The following is a 25,201-nucleotide window of genomic DNA, read 5'->3' as shown; positions in this document are numbered from 1 at the left end:
ATGATTATTGATAACATGGGCGTTCGGTTCAGTTTCTGCATGCTGGAAAGTCATGTGGAACCAGCAATTTTTCCTGTATCTTCATCACATTTTTCAGTAGAATTCTTCGGTTAAATTCTACTCTAATAAACGATTGAGCAATCATGTTTGAAATCAACCCGATAAAAAACCGCCTGCAGGACGTGTCTGACCGCACAAATGTCCTGAGGGGGTATCTTTGACTATGATGTAAAAAAAGAACGTCTCGAAGAAGTCAACGCAGAACTTGAACAACCCGAAGTCTGGAATGAACCCGAGCGGGCTCAGGCGCTGGGAAAAGAGCGAGCCGCATTGGAGGCGATCGTTGAAACCATTGATCTTTTGGATCGTGGTGTTGATGATGTCGAAGGCTTACTTGAACTGGCGATTGAAGCTGAAGATCAGGAAACGTTCGATGAGATCGGTCCTGAACTGGATGAGCTGGAAGCGAATCTGGAGAAGCTCGAGTTTCGCCGGATGTTCTCGGGAGAGCACGATCCTTCCGATTGTTATATTGACCTTCAGGCTGGTTCCGGCGGAACCGAAGCACAAGACTGGACTTCGATGTTATTGCGGATGTATCTGCGCTGGGCTGAAGCCAAAGGCTTCAAAACCGAAGTAATTGAAGTCTCTGAGGGCGAAGTCGCCGGGCTGAAATCGGTAACCGTGCGGATCATTGGCGAATATGCTTATGGATGGTTGCGAACCGAGACCGGTGTTCACCGTCTGGTGCGTAAGTCTCCGTTCGATTCCGGTGGTCGTCGTCATACTTCTTTTGCATCAGCGTTCGTCTATCCGGAAGTTGATGAGAACATTGATATTGATATAAATCCTGCTGATTTGCGGATCGATGTTTACCGGGCATCCGGGGCCGGCGGGCAGCACGTCAATACAACTGAATCTGCGGTTCGGATTACGCATTTACCGACCAATACAGTGGTGCAGTGTCAGACTGACCGCTCCCAGCACAAAAACAAAGATCAGGCGATGAAGCAACTTCGTGCGAAGCTGTTTGAGCTTGAACTTCATAAACAGAATGCCGAGAAGCAAGCGAATGAAGATGCCAAATCTGATATCGGATGGGGCAGCCAGATTCGTTCTTATGTGCTTGATGACTCGCGGATCAAAGATCTGAGAACGGGGATCGAAAACCGCAATACTCAGGCGGTTCTGGATGGAGATTTAGATAAATTCATTGAAGCAAGCCTGAAATCAGGTCTTTAAGCTTTTCACCGATATGACAGGTACATCGAAATGACTGATGCGATTCAAAACGAAACGACTCAAGAAAGTAACAGACAAGAAGAAAACAAACTCATCGCGGAGCGACGCGGTAAGTTAGATTATATCCGTCAGGATTGTAAGGCAAACGGTCACCCTAATGACTTTCGCCGCGATAGTCTGGCCAGTGATTTGCAACAAACCTTCGGTGAAAAGACAAAAGAAGAATTGGAAGCATTGAATCATGTTGTGGCAATTGCCGGACGAATTATGGCCAAGCGTGGGCCTTTTCTGGTGATTCAGGAAACTTCCGGCCGGATTCAAGCGTATGCCAGTAAAGATGTACAAAAAGACTTGAAAGCGAAATATCAGGGGCTGGATATCGGTGACATTATCGGTGTGAAAGGGGCGCTGCATAAATCTGGTAAAGGTGATCTGTATGTCAATATGGAATCTTACCAACTGCTGACCAAAGCGTTGCGTCCGTTACCGGAGAAATTTCATGGGCTGACGGATCAGGAAATGCGTTATCGTCAGCGCTACGTGGATCTTATTATGAATGAAGATTCGCGTCAGGCATTTATCATCCGTTCTAAACTGATCAGTGCCATTCGTCACTTTATGATCAGCAAAGGATACATTGAAGTTGAAACTCCGATGATGCAGAGCATCCCTGGTGGTGCTACAGCTCGCCCGTTTATTACTCATCATAATGCGTTAGATATGGAAATGTATCTGCGGATTGCTCCGGAGCTTTATCTGAAGCGTTTGGTTGTGGGGGGGTTTGACCGTGTGTTTGAAATCAACCGTAACTTCAGAAATGAAGGGCTGTCACCGCGACATAATCCTGAATTCACCATGATGGAGTTCTATCAGGCTTATGCGGACTATAATGATTTAATGGACTTGACTGAAGAGATGTTGAGTTCGGTAGCTCAGTCGGTTCTGGGTGCGACTTCAATGCCTTACGGGGACGAAACCGTTGAGTTCGGTGGCCGTTATGCCCGGATGAGTATGTTAGAGGCGGTGAAACACTATAACCCTGATCATGCTGAGATTCAGGGGCTTGATAATGACAAGATTCAGGATCGTGAGCTGATGGTCGCGATTGCTAAATCGTTGCATATCGAAGTTGAACCATTCTGGACATGTGGTCAGCTGTTAGAGGAAATCTTTGGTGAAACGGCTGAGCCAAAACTGATTCAACCGACTTTCATTACCGGTTATCCGGCTGACATTTCTCCGTTAGCTCGTCGTAGTGATGACAACCCGTTTATTACGGATCGCTTTGAGTTCTTTATCGGTGGCCGGGAAGTCGCCAATGGTTTCTCTGAGTTGAATGATGCCGAAGATCAGGATGCACGCTTTAAAGCTCAAGTCGATGCTAAAGACGCCGGTGATGATGAAGCGATGTTCTATGATGCTGATTATATCACTGCACTGGAGCATGGTTTACCACCGACGGCCGGACAAGGGATCGGCATCGATCGTTTGGCGATGTTGTTTACAAACACACATACGATTCGGGATGTAATTCTATTCCCGGCGATGCGTCCTCAGGGATAATTCACTAAATTTATCACTGGTGATGGATTAAAGTGCTAAAAAACACGGAAAGCCTTTCCTTCGGGAAAGGCTTTGTTTTATCAGAAAGAGCAGGTAGGATGATTAGACCAGTGATGATTTCATATATTAGAGGAGTTAAAAGGGGGGAAATATATTTAAGTAGTTATCATCGTATAAGGAAAACGGGTCGTAGTATTTTATCGCTTCTGTTCTTTTTATGTAATTTCTTATGTTAGTCTCATAATTAAGAATATGCGTTTTTTAATTCGTGCCTACGGTAGCGTAATTATTAATAATTAATACTATATAAGCCCCCAAATAACATAACAATATGAATAAATGATAAGGAATAGTTCATGGGTAATCAGTTCCGTATGGACTCTGTGCCAGGTTCTCTTATCGTGGTTGGTGGCACTTATGAACCATGGCTTTCGGTATTAGAACAAGTTGGTTGGCGATGTTCTCAAGTCGGCGATTTAAGAAAAGCAGATGTCTTGTTTGATGAAGTCGGTCCATGTATCGGTATTGTCGATTTAAGTCACGATGAGTTCAGTTTAAATGGGGTTGCGAACTTAGTCAGTAGTCATAGACAAGTTCGGTGGCTTGCATTCATTCGCGAGTCACAGTTAAGTTCAGATACAATATGTCAATTTATTGTAAACTTTTGTATTGATTTCTTTACGGCACCTATACCTGATGCGCAGTTGCTTAGCACGATCGGGCATCAGCTTGGGATGTTGAAGCTTGAGAAAAAAGTATGGCCTCACTATGGGTTAAACGATAATTTTGGCTTGATTGGTGAGTCTGTTGCAATGAAACGGCTGCGTGATCAAATCAAACGAATTGGGCCAACCGATGTGAGTATTTTGATTCATGGTGAAAGTGGTTCAGGGAAAGAGATGGTTGCCAAGGCTGTCCATAATTCCTCCTCCCGTTCCAAAAAGCCTTTTATCTCTGTCAATTGTCGGGCGATGTCCGAAAAACGTTTTGCGATGGAATTGTTCGGGATTGGCGCTGATGATGATTTTGTTTCCATTTTGGAAAAAGCAGATGGTGGCACCGTTCTTCTGAATGATATTTTGTCGATTACGAAAGATCAGCAGTTGAATTTACTCCGTTTTTTCCAAGAAGGTACAATAGAAACATCAAGAGGGTTTCAGACGGTTGATATCCGAATACTGGCTGCAAATGCGACGGATATAGAGAAAGCGTTAATTGATGGTAATTTCAATGACGAGTTATATCACTATATTAACGTGTTACGAATTAACGTGCCTAGTCTAAAAGAACGTGTTTCCGATATCCCTTTAATTGCCCGTCATTATCTTCAGCAATTTTCAAAAGAGTACAATGCTCAGGCCCGCGGTTTTACCGAAGATGCACTCAAAATGCTTTCTCGTTATCATTGGCCGGGGAACATTCGTGAACTCATCAATCAGGTAAAACGAATGGTTCTGATGTCTGATACCGTCATGCTCAGTGAAAGTAATCTGGACTTGCCAAAATTTGGTGATGGAAAATTAAGTCTGAAAAGTATCCGTGAACGCTCCGAAAGAGAAGCGTTGATGCTGGTGCTTGAATCTAATTCCGGGCAAATTACTCAGGCTGCAAAAGAGTTAGGAATATCAAGAGCGACAATGTATCGATTGTTGAATAAGCATAATTTAATTTCGGAAGATATGAATTAATTATTTATGATTTATTTATTTTAACAAAGTTGTACGATACTGTTTTGAAAAGCCTTATGATTTTAATAAGGCTTTTTTATACGATAGAGATATTCTCACTATTAAAAGTAGTGTTAGTGAATTGTTTCAATAAAATAATCCATTTTGGTTGAATAGCATTGTGATTACATGAATGATTATTATTTATTGAACTAATCTATTTTTTTGAAGATGTCAGTGATGTATTGATTGATTTATGGACGTATTGCCACTAAATTAAAGCTGTGGTTTCGGCCATGAATTTAATTGGATTGTTATGACTAAAAGGAGACGCGCTATGAAATCTGTATTCCGTATTATTTCTGTTTGTGCGTTTCAGTCTCGAACTATTTCTCATTTACGAACAAATGCCATTCTTGGTATGTCACGTCAAATGAAACGAGATATTTTTAGTTAATCAATCCGTACCTTTTTTATTAGGCTGCGGAAATGTAGCAGCTTAATAAGTCAAAGAATTCAATTCTCTCATTCTGCATTCTATTAAGTGTCGCTAGGTTTCCTCCAGCCGATGATTCTCAAGGAGAATTCTGCTATGCGTCACTCATTTTATCTATCACTTGCTGCGCTGCTCATTCGAGCCGATTTACGTCGTGAAGAACGATCATGGAGAAGAAAAGTACGTCAGAGTGCTTATGCGATTCCGTGGGATAATCCTCATTTGCTGCGTGATATCGGCCTGCAAGCCGATGGCCGCCCTGTTGGTCGTTCGATCAATGAAGAGCAGTATGTGACTCGTCGTATGCATCTGCTCAGGCAGTTTATAGCATTGCGAATACCGACATAACGAAAGCAGGCCAAAGGGACGTTTGCATCCTTTTGGCCTGCGATTCAGCCCATATATGCTGCGAAGCTGTCCGGGCGCTTAATCTCTGCAAAAATTACGGACAAGGGTTGGAGTAGGTCGTGGCGATCTCATCAATTTTGCCAATGAGCTCATCAGACAATGTGATATCAATACTATCGATATTCGTTTTTAATTGAGCCAGCGTCGTCGCACCGATGATGTTGGAGCCAACGAAAGAGCGCTGGTTGACAAAGGCCAGCGCCATTTGCGCCGGATCGAGCTGATAATCCCGGGCAAGCTGAATATAAGCTTCGGTCGCTTTGATTCCCTGAGGCGTGAAGTAGCGTTTGAAACGTTCGAAGCGTGTACAGCGTGCGCCTTCCGGTTTTGCTCCATCGAGATATTTCCCACTGAGAATGCCAAATGCGAGTGGGGAGTAAGCCAGTAATTTCACGCCTTCAAAATGACTGATTTCTGAAAGACCGATCTCAAAGCTACGATTGAGCAGATTATATGGATTCTGAATGGTGACAATACGAGGTAAATCATGCTTTTCAGCTAACCGGAGATAGGTCATGACTCCCCATGGCGTCTCATTGGAAACACCGATGTAGCGAATTTTCCCCGCCCGGACAAGATCGGTCATTGCTTCGAGTGTTTCAATCAGCGTCACTTCTTCTTTTTCAGGCAGTTCGGGATAGTTGAGTGTTCCGAAACAGTTTGTCTGGCGTTGTGGCCAATGAATTTGATACAAATCGATATAGTCGGTTTTTAACCGGGCGAGACTATCGTCAATGGCTTGATGGATATTACGGTGATCCAGTGCCATATTCTCACGGATCTGAAGGGGATTTCTTGGCCCTGCGTTGACGGGGCCGGCGACTTTGGTTGCCAGAACGATTTTTTCTCGCTTGCCAGACTTTTCAAGCCAGTGACCGATAAATTCTTCTGTTTTTCCCTGAGTCTCCGGAGAAGGCGGTATTGGGTAGACTTCTGCCGTATCGATGAAATTCACGCCACGTTCGAGGGCGTAGTCAAGTTGGCTGCAAGCATCATCACATGTATTTTGTTGACCGAAGGTCATGGTACCAAGACAGATTTTACTGACTTCTAATGTTGAGTGAGGCAGCTTTGTATAATGCATATGACTTCCTTTCTTGTTAGAGAACCAATTTTCCAGCAGATCCGACTGCATATCTTCATTAGATTTGAGCTTAGGTATATATGCTTCGCCTTTCACTATAAGCGAAATTCCTACCGGAAAGGAAATAGAAATTGATAGCCAAAGCGTGATGACGAATGGGCATGGTATTGAATATATCAAGACCAAAATGACGTTTGTTGCGATATGCTTGTGAATAGTGGCATTGCTGCGGATGAAGACGTGTTTATATGAAGAAGATGTGTTTATATGAAATGGTGAGCGAGGATCTGCGCCGTAAATTGAGTCCGCAGATAGAATCCCCGGGGGCGGGTGCGGATGATTTTTCCGTTATAGCCATAAGCTTCCGTTTTGACACGGCCATTGGCGGCTTTAGGACGTAATTGCAGGATCTCACCATGTCGTGCAGTCACTTGTTCTATCTGACCTAACACGATGAATTCCATGAGCTCTTCCCAGTCATTTTTGAGTTGTGTCTCTTGTTCTGGTGAAGGGCTCCATAACAGTGGTGCTCCGACTTTTCTGTCTGCGACGGGGATATCTCGTTCTCCTTCCACGGGGATCCAGAGAACGCGCGACAGTTTGTTTCTGACATGACTGTTTTCCCAGGTTAAACCATGGACACCGGTTAGTGGTGCTACGGAAACAAATGTGGTTTCGAGTGGCTTCCCTGTGTAGCTAATCGGAATGCTTTTCAGCTCAATTCCCAGTTTTTCAAAATCCTGTTGTGGTTTGCTTCCTGCCGTTGCCCCCAAATGCCATTCGAGCAGTTGCCCGACCCAGCCTTTATCTTTTTTCAGATCCAAAGGGGTTTTCATCCGGGCAATATCTGCAAGCTCAGCAAAGCTGAGTCCGGCGATCTCTCTGGCTCTTTCAAGTAATTCACTTTCTGTTTTTGGTTCAGGTTTCATAACATCTTTTGGGTATTCGTGATAGAAGCGCAACATTTAGGATGTAACGCAAGGTAGTTTAACAGATCAAATGAGAGACCGTTATGGTTTGTCTGAATTGACAGTATTCTGATTATGTCCTCAGCTTATCCACAGGATGCTGATCTGTGACAGGTTACAATCTGATGTTATGGATGGATATACAGGCTTTGTTGCGGGTTTTCTGTGATTTTTTCAGCGAAATCGCAGTTGTTATGTGGATAAAAATGATGATGGTTGATCTTTGCGCAATGTGACGGGGCGGTTGATCCTTGTGGATCAGAGGACGATCGTAAGTATCATGATTGTTGTTTTAATTTATTGATAAATATTGATTATTTTTTTTTGTGAACTGGCTGTTGAAAGGTTTATGGTAAGAGAAGAATCAGAGAATTGTGAGTAATCTATCACTTTTTCACATAGTTACTCACAGAAAAGGTGAATAAGATCGGCTAAATTGGTCATCTTGTGTTAATAAGTGACTGAGATGAAGTGAAATATCAAATTTAGTCCACGGGTTATTTTGTTTTTATTGTCAATGGATATTTGCTACATCTGGGGATCTATGAAAAAATCAGGAGAAGTTAAATTTTATTAGAGGTTTGCCAGTGATAGATGGCGATGGTTACCGGCTGAATGTCGGTATTGTAATCTGCAACAACCATGGTCAGGTATTCTGGGCGAAACGATACGGACAACACTCTTGGCAATTCCCTCAGGGCGGAATTGATCATGGTGAAACTCCAGAACAGGCAATGTTCAGGGAGTTATATGAAGAGGTTGGTTTAACAAAAACGGATGTGAAGGTCATTGCTTCCAGTCGTCATTGGTTGAAGTATAAACTTCCCAAACGATTGGTACGCTGGGATTCTCAACCTGTCTGTATTGGACAAAAACAGAAATGGTTTCTGCTACGTTTAGAGTGTCATGAGTCAAAAATTAACATGCAACGTGGCGTAACCCCTGAGTTTGATGGTTGGCGTTGGGTGAGTTATTGGTATCCGGTTAGGCAGGTTGTTTCGTTTAAACGTGACGTTTATCGACGAGCAATGAAAGAGTTTGCCTCTATTGCGATGCCATTTAAAGCACGGAAAATAAAGGGTAAACGGAAAGGGAAAAGAGGATAAACATGCTCTCTCAGCTTCGGGACATTGTAGAACAGGTTTCAAAAGTTGAAGATGTTCATCAGGCTTTTGATATTCTGGTGAAAAAAACCTGTGAGGCAATGAATACTGAATGCTGCACGATTTACCTCGCCAATGAAGAAAAATTACGCCTTGAACTGATTGCAACGCAAGGGTTGAAGTTTAAAGGCAATAAGATTCATATTGGTTTTGATCAAGGATTGGTCGGCTTGGTTAAACGTTCTGCCGAACCGATCAATCTGGCTGAAGCCTCAAAACATCCTCATTTTAAATATTTCAAGCAACTTGGTGAAGAGGTGTACCAGAGCTTTTTAGGTGCTCCGATTATTTACCGCAAGCAAGTATTGGGCGTGTTGGTTGTCCAGCAACGTTCTCCCCGCCAGTTTAGTGAAATTGAAGAATCGTTTATTGTGACGCTTTCGGCTCAGTTAGCCGTTTTGGTTGCTCATGCACAATCTCAGGGATTATGGTCACTTGTCAAACAACAACCGGTGGTTCGCGGTATTGGCGTCTCTCCGGGTGTTGCGATTGGTGAATTCTGGTGGGATAACTCTCAACCGGAGCTGGAAAATGTGTTGCCGGCTTCGACACTCGACGTTAAGAAAGAACAAGAATGGTTATCCAGAGCGGTTGAAAATGCACTGAGCGATTTTCGACGAATGCGTAAGAAACTGGATGGCGATATTCACAAAGAGACGTTGGCTATTTTTGATCTGTTTACCCATTTACTCAATGATCCGATGCTTCGCAAAGACTTGAGAGAACAGATACAACAAGGTGATCGCGCTGATTGGGCGCTGCGTCAGGTTGTTGAAGCATATGTCGAACGTTTTTCCCGAATGTCCGATAGTTACATGCGAGAGAGAGCCCATGATATCCGGGAACTCGGCCAGCGAATGCTGTACTTTTTGTACAACAGCGAGCAGGAAGAATTGACGCTGGAAAAGCCGATTATTCTGGTTGTCAGAGAGTTAACCGCTTCAATTCTGGCGAGTATTCCGAAAGATAAACTTTTAGCTGTTGTCTCGCTCGAAGGGGCCGCTAACTCCCATGCTGCAATCCTCTCCCGGGCTTTGGGAATTCCGGCTATCATGGGGGTTAGCTTAAACTTCAAAGAAATCAATAATCAATTAGCGATTGTTGATGGTTACAGTGGCTTCATTCATATCTCACCGGATTCTGAAGTTCTGGCTGAATACCAAGAGTTGATGGAAGAAGAAAGTGAACTCTCGGAGATGGTGAACCAAAGTCTTGCAGAGAAAGCGATCACGCGTGATGGGTATCCGGTCAATATTTTGTTGAACGCGGGGCTGAATACCGAGAATAACCCGGCGGTTAATCAAGGGGTCGATGGAATCGGTCTGTACCGGACTGAAATTTCGTTCTTATTACAAAATCGCTTTCCTTCTGAAGAAGAGCAGATACAGCTTTATCGTCAGGTACTGTGTTCTCATCCGGACAAAACGGTTGTGATGCGCACATTAGATGTCGGTGGCGATAAACCGTTGCCTTATCTTCCTATCGAAGAAGATAATCCATTTTTAGGCTGGCGGGGTATCCGTTTCACGCTGGATCATCCTGATATTTTTTTGATTCAACTCCGGGCCATGATGAAAGCCAGTATCGAGACGGGGAATCTGGGGATTCTCTTTCCGATGATCTCCGGAATGAAAGAACTTGATGATGCCCTTGCTTTTATTGATCAGGCATATACAGAAGTCTCTTCAGTGGATGAGCGCGTGAAAATGCCTGCAATTGGCGTCATGCTTGAAGTGCCTTCGATGCTTTATCTTTTACCCCGGATTGCTGAGCGCGTTGATTTTATTTCGGTCGGTACCAACGATTTGACGCAATATTTATTAGCCGTTGATCGGAACAATGCCCGGGTTGCTGATGTCTATGAATCCATGCATCCGTCAGTTCTGATGGCGTTAAAGCATATTTCCGATGTCTGCCGCCAGCATCAGATTAATGTCTGTGTATGTGGTGAGCTTGCCGGAGATCCGATTGGGGCGTTACTTCTGATCGGAATGGGATATCAGACATTGAGTATGAACACGTCGAACGTTGCCAGAGTGAAATACCTGATTCGTCATTCAGACGTCAAAACACTGAAAAAACTTGCGTCGCAAGCACTGATGCAACCTTATGGTCATGATATTTATAGTATGATGCGGACTTATTTTGAAGAGTTCGGCTTTGCTGGCTTTATTCGTGCCGGTAAACATTAAGTTAATCTGAGGAATGGGCGTGACCATCACTTTTGTCTTGTTGTTGATCGTGTTAGGTGCTTTTGTCGGTGTTATGGCCGGATTATTAGGTATTGGCGGTGGCTTAATTATTGTACCTGCGCTGTTATTTTTGTTTCCTCATATCGGTATCGGTTCTGATATCGCGATGCAAGTGGCTTTAGCCACCTCTCTTTCCTGCATTATTCTGACCTCTGGTTCCTCGGCATTGAATCATTTACGTTATGGCAACATTGATTTACTTGCGGTGAAATGGCTGACGCCCGGAATTGTCGCCGGTGGTTTGATGGGGGCGACGCTGGCTGATTGGATGCCGAGTGAATATTTGCCCAAAGTGTTCGGGGTGATTGTTCTTTTTCTGGCGATGCAAATGTTTCTTTCGATACGCCAGCAGACAATGAAGCCGATGCCGGGACAAGGGAGCATGATCCTGAGTGGGAGCTTAATCGGTATGATTTCCAGTTTGGCTGGTATCGGTGGCGGAGCGCTGTCAGTACCTTATCTGAACAGGCATGGTGTAGAAATGCGTAAGGCGGTTGGGACATCATCGCTCTGCGGTTGTGTGATTGCTTTATCCGGTATGGTGGGATTTATCTGGCATGGTTTTACAATTCAAAACCTGCCGCCGTTTAGTTTGGGGTACGTTTATCTGCCCGCTTTGCTGTTTGTCTCTTGTTCGTCGATGTTTACGACCAGAATAGGAGCCAAGTTAGCGACTGAACTGCCGACATCAGTTTTGAAAAAGGTGTTTGCTGTCTTTTTGATGTTTGTATCTGTTCATATGTTGCTGCGCTGAGCGCGGTATGTCATAAACCGTTTTATATTAAATAAAGAGTAAAGATTTATGTCTCAGGAATTCCTGCAGTTTCCGAATATTGATCCTGTTCTAGTCTCCATCGGGCCACTTTCCATTCGTTGGTATGGTGTGATGTATCTGCTTGGGTTTCTTTTTGCGACTTGGCTGGCGAACCGAAGAGCAGATAAGGAAGGCAGCGGATGGACCAGAGAACAAGTCTCTGATCTGTTATTTGCCGGATTTGTCGGTGTGGTGATTGGCGGACGAGTGGGATATGTCCTGTTTTATGGATTTGAATATTTCCTGGCCGACCCGTTATATCTGTTTAAAGTCTGGACTGGCGGAATGTCCTTTCATGGCGGTTTACTCGGTGTGATAACAGCAATGTACTGGTATGCAAAACGTAATCAGCGCCAGTTTTTTGCTGTTGCCGACTTCGTTGCACCACTGGTTCCTTTTGGACTTGCGTTGGGACGTTTAGGGAATTTTATGAACGGTGAATTATGGGGACGAGTGACCAATGTACCTTGGGCCATGGTATTTCCGGGAGCAGGGCCTCTGCCGCGTCATCCTTCTCAGCTATATGAATTCTTTTTGGAAGGGGTACTCCTATTTATCATTCTCAATCTCTTTATTCGTCAGCCTCGTCCTGCCGGTTCAGTTGCCGGACTCTTTCTTATCGGTTATGGCGCCTGTCGTACCTTTGTTGAGTATTTCAGAGAGCCGGATGCACAGCTAGGATTGTTTGCCGGATTCATTTCGATGGGGCAGATTCTCTCTTTGCCGATGATTCTGGCTGGGGCACTGTTGATGGTTTGGGCTTATCGTCGTCGTTCCGATTCACCAGAGTAATCGAGTTAGATTGCTGCGGATAAGGAAGAATTCTGCACGTGGTGTCTAAAGCTCCCCCGACCAATTACCGTTGAGCGGGGGAATCGAGAGTTATATCGCGACCGGCGCTTTAATCGATGGATGTGGATCATAACCAACGATTTCGAAGTCCTCAAAACGGTAGTCATAAATCGATTCGGGATGGCGCAAAATACGCAGTTCCGGTAATTGACGTGGTTCGCGGGTGAGCTGGGTTTGAATTTGCTCCATATGATTTGAGTATGCGTGTAAATCCCCAAAGCTGACCACAATTTCATGCGGTGTCAGTTGGCATTGTTGTGCAAGCATATGGGTGAGCAACGCCAGTGAGGCAATGTTATAAGGTAACCCGAGGAAGCTATCTGAACTACGAATGTATAATTGCGCGGAGAGCTTACCGTTTGAAACATAAAACTGATATAGCAAATGGCAGGGCGGCAGCGCCATTTTCCCGTTCCGGGCATTCTCATGAGGTGCCATTGACTCGTCAGGTAAATACTCAACATTCCAACCGTGGAATAGAATACGGCGACTGTTGGGATTATTTTTTAAAGCATCCACGACATAATCGATCTGATTGATACTTTCACCTGATTGCGTTGGCCATGCGGTCCACTGCTTACCATAAATCGGGCCTAAGTCACCATCTTCCGTCGCCCATTCATCCCAGATTGAGACGCCATTCTCTTTGAGCCAAGTGGTATTGGTATCCCCACTGAGGAACCAAATCAGTTCGTTCGCGATACTTTTGAAATGGAGTTTCTTGGTTGTAATGAGAGGAAAGCCTTCTTGGAGGTTGTGACGAATTTGACGGCCAAACACAGAAAGTGTCCCAGTGCCGGTGCGATCACCTTTGACATCACCGTTTTCCAGAATATCTTCTAATAATGCAATGTACTGCTTCATAACTTGCCTATTCATGAATTTTTTATCAGTTTAATGAATTTCCCGAGGAGTTGTAAGGGGCAGTATTGAAGATATTTTTATGTTCGAATATACCGATAATATATTTTGAAAACCTCGGCTATTTCGAGTGGCTGATGATAGAATACGCTGTACTGATATGAATTGAATCTGACTGATGGTCTGAGTATATGTCTCATTTAAATTACAATCACTTATATTATTTTTGGATGGTTTGTAAACAGGGTTCGGTGACGAAAGCCGCCCAAGCTTTATTTCTGACTCCGCAAACGGTGACCGGACAAATTAAAGCGCTGGAGGAGCGTATGGACGGTCAGTTGATGAAACGTGCCGGCCGGGGTGTCGAACCAACCGAGTTAGGGCAGTTGGTTTATAAATATGCGGATCGTATGTATGGCTTGAGTTATGAGATGCTCGATATTGTCAACTATAGCCAGCGGGCAAATTTATTGCTGGATGTCGGAGTCGCAGATGCGATTTCTAAACAGATCGTCAGTAAGATTTTGTCGTGTGCTGTTCCTGAGCCTGAAGATGAACATATTCATTTACGTTGTTTTGAATCGACGCATGAGCTGCTACTTGAGCAGCTTTCTCAGCATAAACTGGATATGATTCTGTCTGATTGTCCGGTTGACTCTGCTCGTAGTCCCGGACTGTTTAGTAAAAAGCTGGGAGAAAATCAAATGTGCTTTTTCTCATATACTGTTCCTCAAGAGCGTTCACTGATTGAATGTTTATCCAATAGCAAAATACTGATACCGGGGAGCCGGACTGCCATGGGAAGAAGTGTGATGCAATGGTTTGATAGTCAGGGCATTCAACCTAACATTATGGGAGAGTTTGATGATGTTGCGCTGATGAAAGCTTTTGCCAGAGAGCATCGAGAGGCTATTTTTTTAGCACCATCTCTCTATACTGAAGTAGTAAATGGCGATTTGGCGCTGCATTTGATTGATAGAATCGATGACTTAAAGGAAGAATACTACGTTATCTTTGCCGAGCGGATGATTCAACATCCGGCTGTGAAGCGTATATGCAGTGAAGATTTTGGTTATTTGTCAGTATAATTGGTTCTTTTTCATGGGTAATTGCTTTAATATCTAGCACTTACTTATTATCAGGTAAAAGTTTTGTGATGCCGTCGAGAAAATAATAATGATGAATCGCGGTAGAGAATAGTCAGTTAAGCCAAGTGATTTTGTAAGGCTGCAAGGTTGTAGTCGTTATCGTATGAAGTGAACCTGTCCATAAAGGGAGCCTTTCGTGAATCTTCAGGAAATGGAACAAAAATCAGCCAAAGCCGTTGTCTTACTCAAAGCAATGGCGAATGAGAGACGTCTTCAGATATTGTGTTTATTGCTAACGCAGGAATTTTCTGTGGGAGAGTTGTGTGCCAAACTTGAGTTAAGTCAGTCTGCATTATCTCAGCATCTGGCATTACTGCGTCGGGAGAAACTGGTTACGACGCGAAAAGAAGCACAGACAGTTTATTATTCGATTAGTAGTCATGAAGTGAAAGAAATGATTGAATTGCTGTATCGTCTTTATTGTGCGTAAAGCGAGTTGAAAAATTGCCATCGGAAAATAAAAAAACCGACATAATGTCGGTTTTTTATTTTTGTATGAAGCAATTAGTGCATTACAGCGCTTTGATTGCCGCAACAAAACGAGCTTTATGACGAGCTGCTTTATTCTTGTGGATCAGGCCTTTTGTTGCCATACGGTCAAGAATAGGTGTTGCTTCAGCTAGTGCGGCAGTTGCAGCTTCTTTGTCGCCTGCTTTGATAGCAGCGACAGTTTTCTTCATATAAGTGCGCATCATTGAGCGGCGGCTCGCGTTGTGTTGACGATTTTTTTCCGCCTGAATAGCGCGCTTCTTAGCAGATTTACTATTTGCCAAGGGTCTACTCCCAAAAACTTTAGTTCAGTGACATTTTAAGGGCGGGAACTATCCCTTATTTGCCTAAAAATGTCAATTCATTTGTGCAAAAACACAACGAACCAAAACATTTTTGGTATCGTTGGGCATTCGCGGTTAAGATGGCGGGGATTCTAACAGCATTCTTTTTTGAATGCTAATACTTAATCTGCACTTTCAACGGTATCTTTTTTTGTGTTTATCCGTCTTGCAACGAGCATGATGCCGGATGGTCCAGTTTGAATAGCCAGACCAATTATTGACACAACTATGATTTGAAAAGCAACGTATTCTACGTTAAAAAACTGCACACAGGCAGAAAGTATTCTCAGCACGCCGATACAGTCCGCGCGATGCTTATGATCCTGCTATATCAATCAATAAAGTCGCCGGGATTCTCTCGGATGTGATTTGACATATTAATAGAGGTTACGGTGAGTCAACGTCTTCTCAGGTCTGGTCTGATTGTCAGTACCATGACACTGCTATCGCGCGTTTTAGGATTATTCCGGGATATAGTGGTTGCGAATCTTATGGGAGCCGGTGCGAGTGCCGATGTGTTTTTCTTTGCCAATAAGATCCCTAACTTTTTACGTCGTTTATTTGCGGAGGGCGCTTTTTCTCAGGCTTTTGTTCCGGTTCTGACCGAATACCACGCTCAGGGCGATATGGACAAAACGAGACTGCTCATTGCCCGGGCTTCGGGGACGCTCGGTGTGCTTGTTTCGATCGTCACATTGTTTGGGATTTTGGGCTCCAGTGTCGTGACGGCAGTTTTCGGTGCCGGCTGGTTCCTTGATTGGTTGCATGGCGGGCCGTCGGCCGCAAAGTTTGAGTTGGCCAGCTTACTGCTTAAAATCACGTTCCCTTATTTATGGTTTATTACTTTTGTTGCGTTGTCTGGCGCAATTTTAAATACACTGGGTAAATTTGCGGTTTCTTCATTTACTCCGGTATTTCTGAACGTGATGATTATCGGTTCCGCACTACTGATTGCACCTCGTCTGACGCAGCCAGAGATTGGTTTAGCTTTTGGTGTATTTCTCGGCGGATTGGTTCAGTTTCTGTTTCAGTTACCTTTCTTGATTAAGGCCGGTGTATTTGTCTGGCCGAAATGGGGATGGAATGATCCCGGGGTTAAAAAAATCAGGACGTTGATGATTCCGGCTCTGTTCGGTGTTTCTGTCAGTCAAATCAACTTACTGTTCGATACCTTTATTGCCAGCTTTTTGCAAACCGGGTCGATTAGTTGGCTGTATTATTCGGATCGTCTGTTAGAGTTTCCGCTCGGGTTATTCGGTATCGCAATCGCCACCGTGATTTTGCCGGCTCTATCAAGAAAACATGTTGATGCTGAACCGATCGGGTTTGCTAATACGATGGATTGGGGGGTGCGGATGGTGTGCCTGCTGGGAATCCCTGCCACGCTCGGCTTAATCGTATTGGCTCAACCGATGATTATGGTCTTATTTATGCGCGGTGAATTTACTTTAGCCGACGTGCAGCAAGCGGCTCTTTCGTTACAGGCTTATGCTTCCGGTCTGCTTTGTTTTATGCTGATCAAAGTATTAGCACCGGGGTATTACTCTCGCCAAGATACTAAAACACCTGTCAAATATGGGATTGTGGCGATGGTCACTAATATGTTTTTTAATGCGGTGTTTGCTTGGTTTTTCGGTTATGTTGGTTTGGCAATGGCGACGGCATTGTCGGCATTTATTAATATGGCTTTGTTATACCGGGGGCTGCATTTAGCCTCTGTTTATCAGATGCAGCGTTCGACCATGATATTTATTGGCCGTATTTTTATCGCTAGTTTCATCATGAGCCTATGTCTTGCTTTTGGGTCAGATCACCTTGCGGCTTGGGCTGAGTGGGGAACGCTAAAACGATCCCTCATGTTGGTAGGATTGATCGTGTCCGGTGCCTGTGTTTATGGGGGAGCCAGCTTAATCAGTGGGATTCGGTTGAAAGATATCCGAGTGATCCAATAGGCTGTAGCATCCCGTTTTTATATTGAGGAAAGTCGCTCTTCTAACAGGGCTATCACATCACTAAAGCAGGATGTGGAACGTATTTGTTGGCTTGATTGACTTTCTTCTCCTGAGCTGAGGTTATATAATCCGTCGGTTTCATCACCAGAGAATTGAATCATAGGTTTTAAACGTCCGATATGGAATTAATCCGGGGTATTCATAATATACGCACTCAACATCATGGTTGTGCACTGACGATCGGGAATTTTGATGGTGTCCACCTCGGGCATCAGCAAGTGCTGCGGTTAGTGTCGGAGCGGGCCCGAGTGTTGGGGGTTCCATCAATGGTGATGACGTTTGAACCACAGCCGCTGGAGCTGTTTAACCCGAATCATGCACCAGCTCGGCTGACACGCCTTCGGGATAAATTTGTTCAGTTGAGCCGACTCGACATTGATCGCCTGCTTTGTGTTAATTTTGACCATCAATTTGCCCAGTTAGATGCAGAAACCTTTATTCATGACTTGTTGGTCAAGCACTTGGGTGTTAAGTTTCTTGTCATTGGTGATGATTTCTGTTTTGGCCGGCAACGTCGTGGTAATTTTACGATGTTACAACAAGCCGGTAAGACCTTCGGGTTTGATGTGGTCAGCACGCAAAGTTTTTGTGTCGATCGCCAGCGGGTCAGCAGCACTGCAATCCGTGAAGCACTCGCGCGAGATGATCTGGTTGCTGCGAAAGAGATGCTTGGGCGTCATTACAGTATCAGTGGCCGGGTATCTCATGGCAGAAAGTTAGGGCGAACCATTGGTTTCCCAACCGCAAACATTCCGCTGAAACGGTGTGTTTCCCCGGTTTCCGGGGTGTACGCAGTCCGGGTTTCTGGCCTGGGTAATTCGCCAATCGACGGTGTCGCAAATATTGGCAACCGGCCGACGGTCAATGGCGTTCGTCAGCAACTGGAAGTTCATTTATTTGACTTTCAGGGCAATATTTACGGTAAACAGCTAGAAGTCGCACTTTTACATAAACTTCGGGGGGAGCATAAATTTGAATCCTTCGAAGCGTTGAAACAACAAATAGAATTGGATGCTGAAGCGGCAAGGGTGTGGTTGCTTCAGTATGAGGGTTAGCCGGGACAGACTCGGCTGACATAATGTCTAACTTCGCCCAGTATAACGGAATTAAGAATCGATGAGTGAATATAAAGATACCCTGAATTTACCTGAAACAGGGTTTCCAATGCGTGGCAATCTGGCGCAACGCGAGCCGGATATGCTGAAACGTTGGTATCAAGAGGACCTTTACGGCGCGATCCGTAAAGCTAAAAAAGGCAAAAAATCTTTCGTATTACATGATGGCCCTCCTTACGCCAACGGTGATATTCATATTGGTCACGCTCTGAATAAGATTCTTAAAGACATTATTGTTAAATCCAAAACACTTTCAGGTTTTGACTCACCTTACATTCCGGGGTGGGACTGTCACGGATTGCCGATTGAGTTGATGGTTGAAAAGAAATTCGGTAAACCGGGACAGAAATTAACGGCTGCTGAGTTTCGTGAAAAATGTCGTGAGTATGCTGCCGGTCAAGTTGAAGGACAGAAAGAAAGCTTTAAACGTTTGGGCATTCTTGGTGAATGGGATAAACCTTATCTCACGATGGATTTTGCCACTGAAGCGAACATTATCCGGGCGTTGGGGAAAATTGCTGATAATGGTCACCTGCTTAAAGGCTTTAAGCCGGTTCACTGGTGTACCGATTGTGGCAGTGCCCTTGCTGAAGCAGAAGTTGAATATAAAGACAAAGTCTCACCGTCGATTTATGTTCGCTTCAAAGCGGCTGATGTCCCCGCGTTATTATCTAAATTTATGTTAAATCAAGGTCATGAAGGTCACGGTGATGTCTCTATCGTGATCTGGACGACCACTCCATGGACCTTCCCGGCAAACCGAGCGGTCTGTTTACGTGATGATCTGGAATATGTGTTAATTCAGCTTGAAGCTGATGAAGCAACAGGGCGTCAGGCGGAGCGGATTATTGTAGCTTCCGAGCTGGCAAAAGATGTGATGGATCGCGCTGGGGTTGAGCATTTCCATAATCTTGGATTTGCCACAGGTGCTGATTTAGAGCTAACCCGTTATCATCATCCTTTCTATGATTTCACGATCCCGGCGGTGCTGGGGGATCACGTCACAACTGATTCAGGAACCGGGATTGTCCATACCGCTCCGGGGCATGGTCAGGAAGACTTTGTGGTCGGTCAGAAATATCAACTGGAAGTTGCCAATCCGGTCGGTTCAAACGGTGTTTATCTGCCGGATACAGAATTGTTTGCCGGTCAGCATGTCTTTAAAGCCAACGATTCAGTGATTGAAGTGCTGAAAGAGAAGGGCGCTTTATTACATCATCATGCTTATGAACATAGCTATCCGCATTGCTGGCGTCATAAGACCCCGATTATTTTCCGTGCAACACCGCAGTGGTTTGTGTCGATGGATCAGGCGGGTCTGCGTCACAAGGCGCTGGAAGCAATCAAAGGTATCAAGTGGATGCCGGATTGGGGCGAAGGTCGTATTCAAAGCATGGTTGAAGGTCGTCCGGAATGGTGTATTTCCCGCCAGAGAACCTGGGGCGTACCGATTGCACTGTTTGTGCATAAAGAGACCTCTGAATTACATCCGAATTCTGCTGCGTTGATTGAGCAGGTTGCCCAACGGGTTGAGCAGAAAGGGATTCAGGCATGGTGGGATCTCGATATCGCCGAACTGCTGGGTGATGAAGCCGAGCAGTACGAAAAAGTATTGGATACGCTGGATGTCTGGTTTGATTCCGGTGTGACTCACTATTCAGTGGTCGATTCCCGTGAAGAGTTCCACGGTGCAGAAGCTGATATGTACTTGGAAGGTTCCGATCAACACCGTGGCTGGTTCCAGTCTTCTCTGATTTCATCGATTGCGATGAAAGATAAAGCGCCATACCGAGAAGTGCTGACACATGGTTTCACGGTGGATGGACAAGGTCGTAAGATGTCCAAATCGATCGGCAATACCATCGCTCCGAAAGATGTTGTCAATAAATTGGGTGCGGATATTTTACGCTTGTGGGTTGCTTCCACGGACTATACCGGTGAAGTGGCTGTTTCTGATGAGATTCTGAAGCGCTCTGCAGATGCGTATCGTCGGATTCGTAATACTTCCCGTTTCTTCTTGGCCAACCTGAACGGTTTTAATCCGGCAACAGATATTGTGCCGATGGAAGAGATGGTCGCATTGGATCGTTGGGCTGTCGCTCGCGCGCTCGCGACCCAAAAAGAAATTATCAAGGCTTATGACGGTTATAACACACATGCGGTTGTCCAGCGTTTGATGCATTTCTGCTCGATTGAAATGGGGTCGTTCTATCTCGATGTGATTAAAGACCGCCAGTACACTGCGAAATGTGGCGGACATGCGCAAAGAAGTTGTCAAACGGCACTGTTCTATATTGTGGAAGCCTTGGTTCGTTGGATGGCTCCGATTATGTCATTCACCGCTGATGAAATCTGGCGTGAAATGCCAGCACTGCAAGCGAACGGCGCAGCGCGTAATCCTTTTGTCTTTGCTGAAGAGTGGTATGAAGGGTTGTTCGATTTACAAGATGGCGAGCCTTTAGACAATGCATTCTGGGATAGTATTCAAGAAGTGCGTGGTGTTGTGAATAAGCTGTTGGAAACCGCCCGTAGTGAGAAAATCATCGGTGGTTCGCTGCAAGCTGAGGTGACACTGTATGTTGATGGTGAATTGGCAGATAAACTGAATCGGCTTGAAGATGAACTTCGTTTTGTGCTGTTGACTTCGAAAGCGGTTGTTCAACCGACTTCGCAGAAGACGGAACAAGCGCAGAGTACCGAGATTGATGGCCTGTTTGTTAGGGTTGTAGCGACTGATGCTGAGAAGTGTGAACGTTGCTGGCACCACACCGATGATGTCGGTACGATTGCCGGACATGAACATATTTGTGGTCGCTGTGTATCGAATGTCGAAGGTGCCGGCGAAATCCGCAAATTTGCATAATCAGTAGGCTGACGGAATCAATATGACAGAATTGACACTTAAGCGTTCAGGAATCCGCTGGTTATGGCTGGCGGTTGTGGTTTTCGCTCTTGATATTGTTATCAAGCTGGTTGTCATGAATCATATGGATTATGGATGGCAACACCGCATTGAGGTGCTGCCGTTTTTTAATCTGTTGTACGTTCATAATTATGGTGCTGCATTTAGTTTTCTCAGTGATCAAACCGGGTGGCAGCGTTGGTTATTCACCGGTATTGCATTGCTTGTGGTACTGTTACTGATGTACTGGATGCGTCGCCAACCTGCATCTGAACGATGGACAAACAGTGCTTATGCAATGATTATTGGTGGCGCTGTTGGTAATGTCTTTGATCGTATCGCGCACGGATTCGTGGTCGATTACCTCGATTTTTACTGGGGAGGACATCACTGGCCAGCCTTCAATCTGGCTGACAGTGCCATCTGTATTGGGGCGGTGATGCTGATTTTGGATGGGTTCCGTCGTAAAGATGAACCAAAATAGTTGATCCGGATTCATTGAATGAATCTCCCTAAGCGCTGTCTGCTCAACCGGATAGCGCTTTTTGCATCAAGGCTGGAGAAAGTAAGTCACATGACAAATACAAGCGAAAAACAATTGATCCAAGCAGGGACTGCCGTCACTTTCCATTTTACCATTCAACTGAAAGATGGCTCTGTTGCTGATAGTACGCATCAGATGGGAAAACCCGCGAAGCTGATCATCGGAGATGGCAGTTTAAGTGACAATTTTGAGCAATGTCTGCTCGGGCTACAGGCTGGTGATCAACGTACGATTGAGCTCAAAGCAGCAGATGCATTCGGTTTACCTAATCCGGATAACATTCACCATATGGATCGAACCAAGTTTGCCGGAGAAACTGAGCTTGAGGTCGGTGTGATCATGGCATTTAGTGGCCCGGACGGGATGGAGATTCCCGGCATCGTGACTGCAATTGAAGGGGAATCGGTGACAGTTGATTTTAATCACCCGTTGGCCGGTCAGGATGTGACTTTTGATGTTGAAATTTTAGCCGTTGAATCGGGTGAATAACGACGGACGTCGTGAATTGAGTAAAAACCATGAGCAATGACATGAAAATATTACTAGCAAATCCACGTGGCTTTTGTGCCGGTGTTGATCGAGCCATCAGTATTGTCGAGCGGGCTTTGGAAATGTATCAGCCACCGATCTATGTTCGTCATGAAGTCGTCCATAATCGATTTGTGGTTGAAGACTTGAAACAGCGTGGCGCTATTTTCGTTGAAGAGTTGAACGAAGTTCCGGACAATCATATTGTGATATTTTCTGCGCATGGTGTCTCTCAGGCCGTCAGAAATGAAGCTAAATCCAGATCATTGACGGTGTTTGACGCGACTTGCCCGTTGGTGACGAAAGTTCATATGGAAGTTGCCAGAGCCAGCAGAAAACATATGGAAGTCGTGTTAATTGGCCATGCCGGACACCCGGAAGTTGAAGGGACGATGGGGCAATATGCCAGCCAGAGCGGTGGTATGTATTTGGTTGAAAAACCGGAAGATGTGGTCAAGCTGAAAGCTCTCGTCAAACATCCGGAGCATCTTCATTATGTCAGTCAGACGACGCTTTCAGTGGATGAAACGGCGGATGTGATTGATGAACTCCGGCGCGTTTTTCCTGAAATTCAAGGGCCTCGCAAAGATGACATCTGCTATGCCACGCAGAATCGGCAGGATGCGGTGCGGATCCTTGCTCAGCAAGTGGATGTGATGATTGTAGTCGGCTCTAAAAATTCGTCGAATTCAACCCGGCTGAAAGAGTTAGCCGAAAAACTGGGCACGGCTGCATTTCTTACCGATACGCCGGAAGATATTAATCCACAGTGGTTATCCGGTGTACAGGTTGTCGGGGTGACAGCAGGGGCTTCGGCACCGGAAGCTCTGGTCAATCAGATTCTTGAGCGGATTAAAGAACTAGGCGCTGTGTCAGTGGAAGAAGTGCTGGGACGAGAAGAAAATATGTTTTTTGAAGTGCCGAAAGAGTTGCAAATGAAGATGGTAGACTGACCATTAGTTTGTTTCCGATGATGATATCAGGGCTCCCGAAGGGAGCCCTTTTTTTACATGAAAAATGATGAAGACTATATGTGACTAAGCTGTTTTAGTCTGCTCGTCCGATGCTTTGTTCACTTTGGAAAGTGCCTCATTGTCATGGCCTTTGGTCACTTTGAGCACATAGGCAAGCATCGCAATCGCAGCCAAGAAACCAAGAATAGTTGATATTTGCATCGGTAGTCCAAATCCAAGCGTACTGCTGTTGAGAATAAAGCTGACACAAACCGTTGTCATGAACAGTGCAGGAACGGTGGTGATCCAGTGGAATTTCTGGTGGCGCAGAAGGTATGCGGAAGCAGTCCAAAGCATGACGACTGCGGTGGTCTGGTTGGCAAAACCAAAGTAACGCCAGATAATCCCGAAATCAACCTGAGTCAGAATACCACCGACAACAAAGAGTGGCATCGCCATTAATAAGCGACTACGCAGGGTTTTCTGTTCAATATTAAAATACTCCGCTAAGATCAGACGACTGGAACGGAAAGCTGTATCTCCGGAAGTAATTGGGAGAATGACCACACCAAGAAACGCCAGAATCCCCCCGAATACACCTAGTAATCCGAATGAAGAGCTGTAGACCACGTTACCCGGTCCACCTTGATTAATCGCTTCAGAAAGCCCGTCCAGTGAGCCGAAATAAGACAAGGCAATCGTACACCAGATTAAAGCAATCACACCTTCACCAATCATGGCGCCGAAGAAGACAAAACGGCCATTTTTTTCATTTTCCATACAGCGTGCCATTAAAGGAGACTGCGTGGCATGAAAGCCGGATATCGCACCACAAGCAATGGTAATGAAGAGTGCCGGCCACAGTGGCATATCGCGTGGGTTGAGGTTACTGAACAGATCCTCGATAGCAAATCCACCCATAATGGTATGTTTGTCAGAGAGCATAATTGCGGTGATTAACCCAACAGACATGAAAATGAGCAGCGCTCCGAATAACGGATATAAACGTCCGATAATTTTATCGACGGGAACGATCGTGGCCAAAATGTAGTAAGCAAAAATGATGATGACCATCAGACCCGTGCCGACATGTAGTGAAAATTGTTCATTCACCAAGTTGGTGATCATACCGGCAGGTGCAGAAACAAACACAACCCCAACCAGCAGTAACAAAATAATCGCAAAGGCATTCATAAAATGTTTCGCGCCGTTACCAAGGTATTTGCCGCTGATGTTCGGTACTGAGGCTCCCCCATTTCTGACGGAGAGCATCCCGGAGAAATAATCATGTACGGCACCGGCAAAAATACAGCCAACCACAATCCATAATAATGCCGCCGGGCCATATAGCGCGCCCATAATTGGCCCGAATATAGGGCCGACACCGGCAATGTTCAATAGCTGAACAAGGTAGACCTTTGGCGTTGATATCGGGACATAATCTACCCCGTCCTGCTGAGTGTAGGCAGGGGTTCGGCGTTTCTCATTAATACCAAATATTTTTTCGACAATGGTACCGTAAATAAAGTAGCCGCCGATTAAAGCGATCAGGGAGACGAAGAACCATAACATATTATTTTCCTTCTGTTTGCGGGCAGAGATGTTCTATCAATAGACTAGTCTGACCAGAACTGTAATGCATGTTAAAGTCAGCTGAGTGGTTGTATGGAGAATTAAGTGGTCTTCTGTCCGCAAGAAGTGGTTTGTTATTTAGGGGATGGCTAAGCGACTGCCCCGCGCCGCGATTAATCCCCGCTCAGATTGAACGAAATTCAACCACGAAAGGTCAACTGCCC

The 25,201-nt window shown here is 45.0% G+C and carries 21 protein-coding genes; 16 read left to right on the top strand and 5 right to left on the bottom strand.

The annotated features are described in order from the left end of the window. Window positions 1-143: 143 nt before the first annotated feature. The 4 genes from prfB to VR7878_RS02685 all read left to right on the top strand — a co-directional run bounded on the left by prfB (window position 144) and on the right by VR7878_RS02685 (window position 5,316). Window positions 144-1,242, top strand: a protein-coding gene (prfB, locus tag VR7878_RS02700) for a peptide chain release factor 2 (RefSeq protein ID WP_139343989.1) whose coding sequence is annotated in 2 segments (ribosomal slippage) — window positions 144-218 and window positions 220-1,242 — 1,098 coding nt in all. Because the reading frame shifts where the segments join, the coding sequence is not laid out codon by codon here. Between the two features lie 30 nt (window positions 1,243-1,272). Beyond that, window positions 1,273-2,805, top strand: a complete 1,533-nt coding sequence (gene lysS, locus VR7878_RS02695) for a lysine--tRNA ligase (RefSeq protein ID WP_077333200.1) — start codon at window positions 1,273-1,275, stop codon at window positions 2,803-2,805. Between the two features lie 356 nt (window positions 2,806-3,161). Next, the gene (vpsR, locus tag VR7878_RS02690) at window positions 3,162-4,493 is read left to right on the top strand and encodes a cyclic-di-GMP-binding transcriptional regulator VpsR (RefSeq protein WP_077333198.1); all 1,332 of its coding nucleotides are present in this window, start codon (window positions 3,162-3,164) and stop codon (window positions 4,491-4,493) included. A 571-nt stretch (window positions 4,494-5,064) separates the two neighbouring features. Then, window positions 5,065-5,316, top strand: coding sequence for a DUF1127 domain-containing protein (locus VR7878_RS02685; protein WP_077333196.1), 252 nt, complete (start codon window positions 5,065-5,067; stop codon window positions 5,314-5,316). A gap of 94 nt (window positions 5,317-5,410) precedes the next feature. On the opposite strand, the gene VR7878_RS02680 is transcribed toward VR7878_RS02685, so the two are convergent. Beyond that, a complete protein-coding gene (locus tag VR7878_RS02680) occupies window positions 5,411-6,460 on the bottom strand; it encodes an NADP(H)-dependent aldo-keto reductase (RefSeq protein WP_077333347.1) in 1,050 nt (349 codons plus the stop codon). Window positions 6,461-6,723: 263 nt separating this feature from the next. Beyond that, on the bottom strand, window positions 6,724-7,389 hold the full coding sequence (gene mutH / locus VR7878_RS02675; protein ID WP_077333345.1) for a DNA mismatch repair endonuclease MutH: 666 nt from the start codon (window positions 7,387-7,389) through the stop codon (window positions 6,724-6,726). Window positions 7,390-8,015: 626 nt separating this feature from the next. Between mutH and rppH the strand changes: the two genes are divergently transcribed. From rppH to lgt, 4 genes are read left to right on the top strand one after another with little or no spacing between them, the layout of a single operon-like run. Then, window positions 8,016-8,534, top strand: coding sequence for an RNA pyrophosphohydrolase (gene rppH, locus VR7878_RS02670; protein ID WP_077333194.1), 519 nt, complete (start codon window positions 8,016-8,018; stop codon window positions 8,532-8,534). 2 nt (window positions 8,535-8,536) lie between these two features. After that, on the top strand, window positions 8,537-10,783 hold the full coding sequence (gene ptsP, locus VR7878_RS02665) for a phosphoenolpyruvate--protein phosphotransferase (RefSeq protein ID WP_077333192.1): 2,247 nt from the start codon (window positions 8,537-8,539) through the stop codon (window positions 10,781-10,783). A gap of 19 nt (window positions 10,784-10,802) precedes the next feature. Continuing rightward, window positions 10,803-11,597, top strand: a complete 795-nt coding sequence (locus VR7878_RS02660) for a sulfite exporter TauE/SafE family protein (RefSeq protein ID WP_077333344.1) — start codon at window positions 10,803-10,805, stop codon at window positions 11,595-11,597. Window positions 11,598-11,645: 48 nt separating this feature from the next. Further along, window positions 11,646-12,449, top strand: coding sequence for a prolipoprotein diacylglyceryl transferase (gene lgt / locus VR7878_RS02655; RefSeq protein WP_077333190.1), 804 nt, complete (start codon window positions 11,646-11,648; stop codon window positions 12,447-12,449). Between the two features lie 90 nt (window positions 12,450-12,539). Here the strand turns inward: lgt and VR7878_RS02650 are convergent, their stop codons facing one another. Next, a complete protein-coding gene (locus VR7878_RS02650) occupies window positions 12,540-13,373 on the bottom strand; it encodes a thymidylate synthase (RefSeq protein ID WP_077333188.1) in 834 nt (277 codons plus the stop codon). Window positions 13,374-13,561: 188 nt separating this feature from the next. Here VR7878_RS02650 and nhaR point away from each other — a divergent pair, with 188 nt between their 5' ends. Further along, complete coding sequence (gene nhaR / locus VR7878_RS02645; protein WP_077333186.1) at window positions 13,562-14,458, top strand: transcriptional activator NhaR; 897 nt, start codon at window positions 13,562-13,564, stop codon at window positions 14,456-14,458. A gap of 196 nt (window positions 14,459-14,654) precedes the next feature. Further along, window positions 14,655-14,948 (top strand): ArsR/SmtB family transcription factor, encoded by a 294-nt coding sequence (locus VR7878_RS02640; RefSeq protein ID WP_077333184.1) that lies wholly within the window; start codon window positions 14,655-14,657, stop codon window positions 14,946-14,948. Between the two features lie 82 nt (window positions 14,949-15,030). Here the strand turns inward: VR7878_RS02640 and rpsT are convergent, their stop codons facing one another. Then, window positions 15,031-15,291 (bottom strand): 30S ribosomal protein S20, encoded by a 261-nt coding sequence (rpsT, locus tag VR7878_RS02635; RefSeq protein WP_077333182.1) that lies wholly within the window; start codon window positions 15,289-15,291, stop codon window positions 15,031-15,033. Window positions 15,292-15,785: 494 nt separating this feature from the next. On the opposite strand from rpsT, the gene murJ reads away from it, so the two are divergent. From murJ to ispH, 6 genes are all read left to right on the top strand, one after another. After that, on the top strand, window positions 15,786-17,303 hold the full coding sequence (murJ, locus tag VR7878_RS02630) for a murein biosynthesis integral membrane protein MurJ (RefSeq protein WP_370737066.1): 1,518 nt from the start codon (window positions 15,786-15,788) through the stop codon (window positions 17,301-17,303). Window positions 17,304-17,482: 179 nt separating this feature from the next. After that, window positions 17,483-18,418, top strand: a complete 936-nt coding sequence (ribF, locus tag VR7878_RS02625) for a bifunctional riboflavin kinase/FAD synthetase (protein ID WP_077333178.1) — start codon at window positions 17,483-17,485, stop codon at window positions 18,416-18,418. 61 nt (window positions 18,419-18,479) lie between these two features. Continuing rightward, entirely contained in the window at window positions 18,480-21,341 is a 2,862-nt protein-coding gene (ileS, locus tag VR7878_RS02620; protein WP_077333176.1) for an isoleucine--tRNA ligase, read from the top strand. Between the two features lie 22 nt (window positions 21,342-21,363). Continuing rightward, window positions 21,364-21,864 (top strand): signal peptidase II, encoded by a 501-nt coding sequence (gene lspA, locus VR7878_RS02615; RefSeq protein WP_077333174.1) that lies wholly within the window; start codon window positions 21,364-21,366, stop codon window positions 21,862-21,864. A 90-nt stretch (window positions 21,865-21,954) separates the two neighbouring features. Next, window positions 21,955-22,413 carry an FKBP-type peptidyl-prolyl cis-trans isomerase gene (gene fkpB, locus VR7878_RS02610; protein WP_077333172.1) on the top strand — a complete coding sequence of 153 codons (459 nt, stop codon included), beginning with the start codon at window positions 21,955-21,957 and terminating at the stop codon, window positions 22,411-22,413. A gap of 29 nt (window positions 22,414-22,442) precedes the next feature. After that, a complete protein-coding gene (gene ispH, locus VR7878_RS02605) occupies window positions 22,443-23,405 on the top strand; it encodes a 4-hydroxy-3-methylbut-2-enyl diphosphate reductase (protein ID WP_077333170.1) in 963 nt (320 codons plus the stop codon). Window positions 23,406-23,489: 84 nt separating this feature from the next. Here the strand turns inward: ispH and VR7878_RS02600 are convergent, their stop codons facing one another. After that, window positions 23,490-24,977 carry a carbon starvation CstA family protein gene (locus VR7878_RS02600; RefSeq protein WP_077333167.1) on the bottom strand — a complete coding sequence of 496 codons (1,488 nt, stop codon included), beginning with the start codon at window positions 24,975-24,977 and terminating at the stop codon, window positions 23,490-23,492. Window positions 24,978-25,201 lie beyond the last annotated feature (224 nt).

It is taken from the genome of Vibrio ruber DSM 16370 (assembly GCF_900163965.1).
Lineage (GTDB): Bacteria > Pseudomonadota > Gammaproteobacteria > Enterobacterales > Vibrionaceae > Vibrio > Vibrio ruber.
Note: the sequence above shows the minus strand (reverse complement) of the source record. Positions and strands in the feature narration are given on the sequence as shown.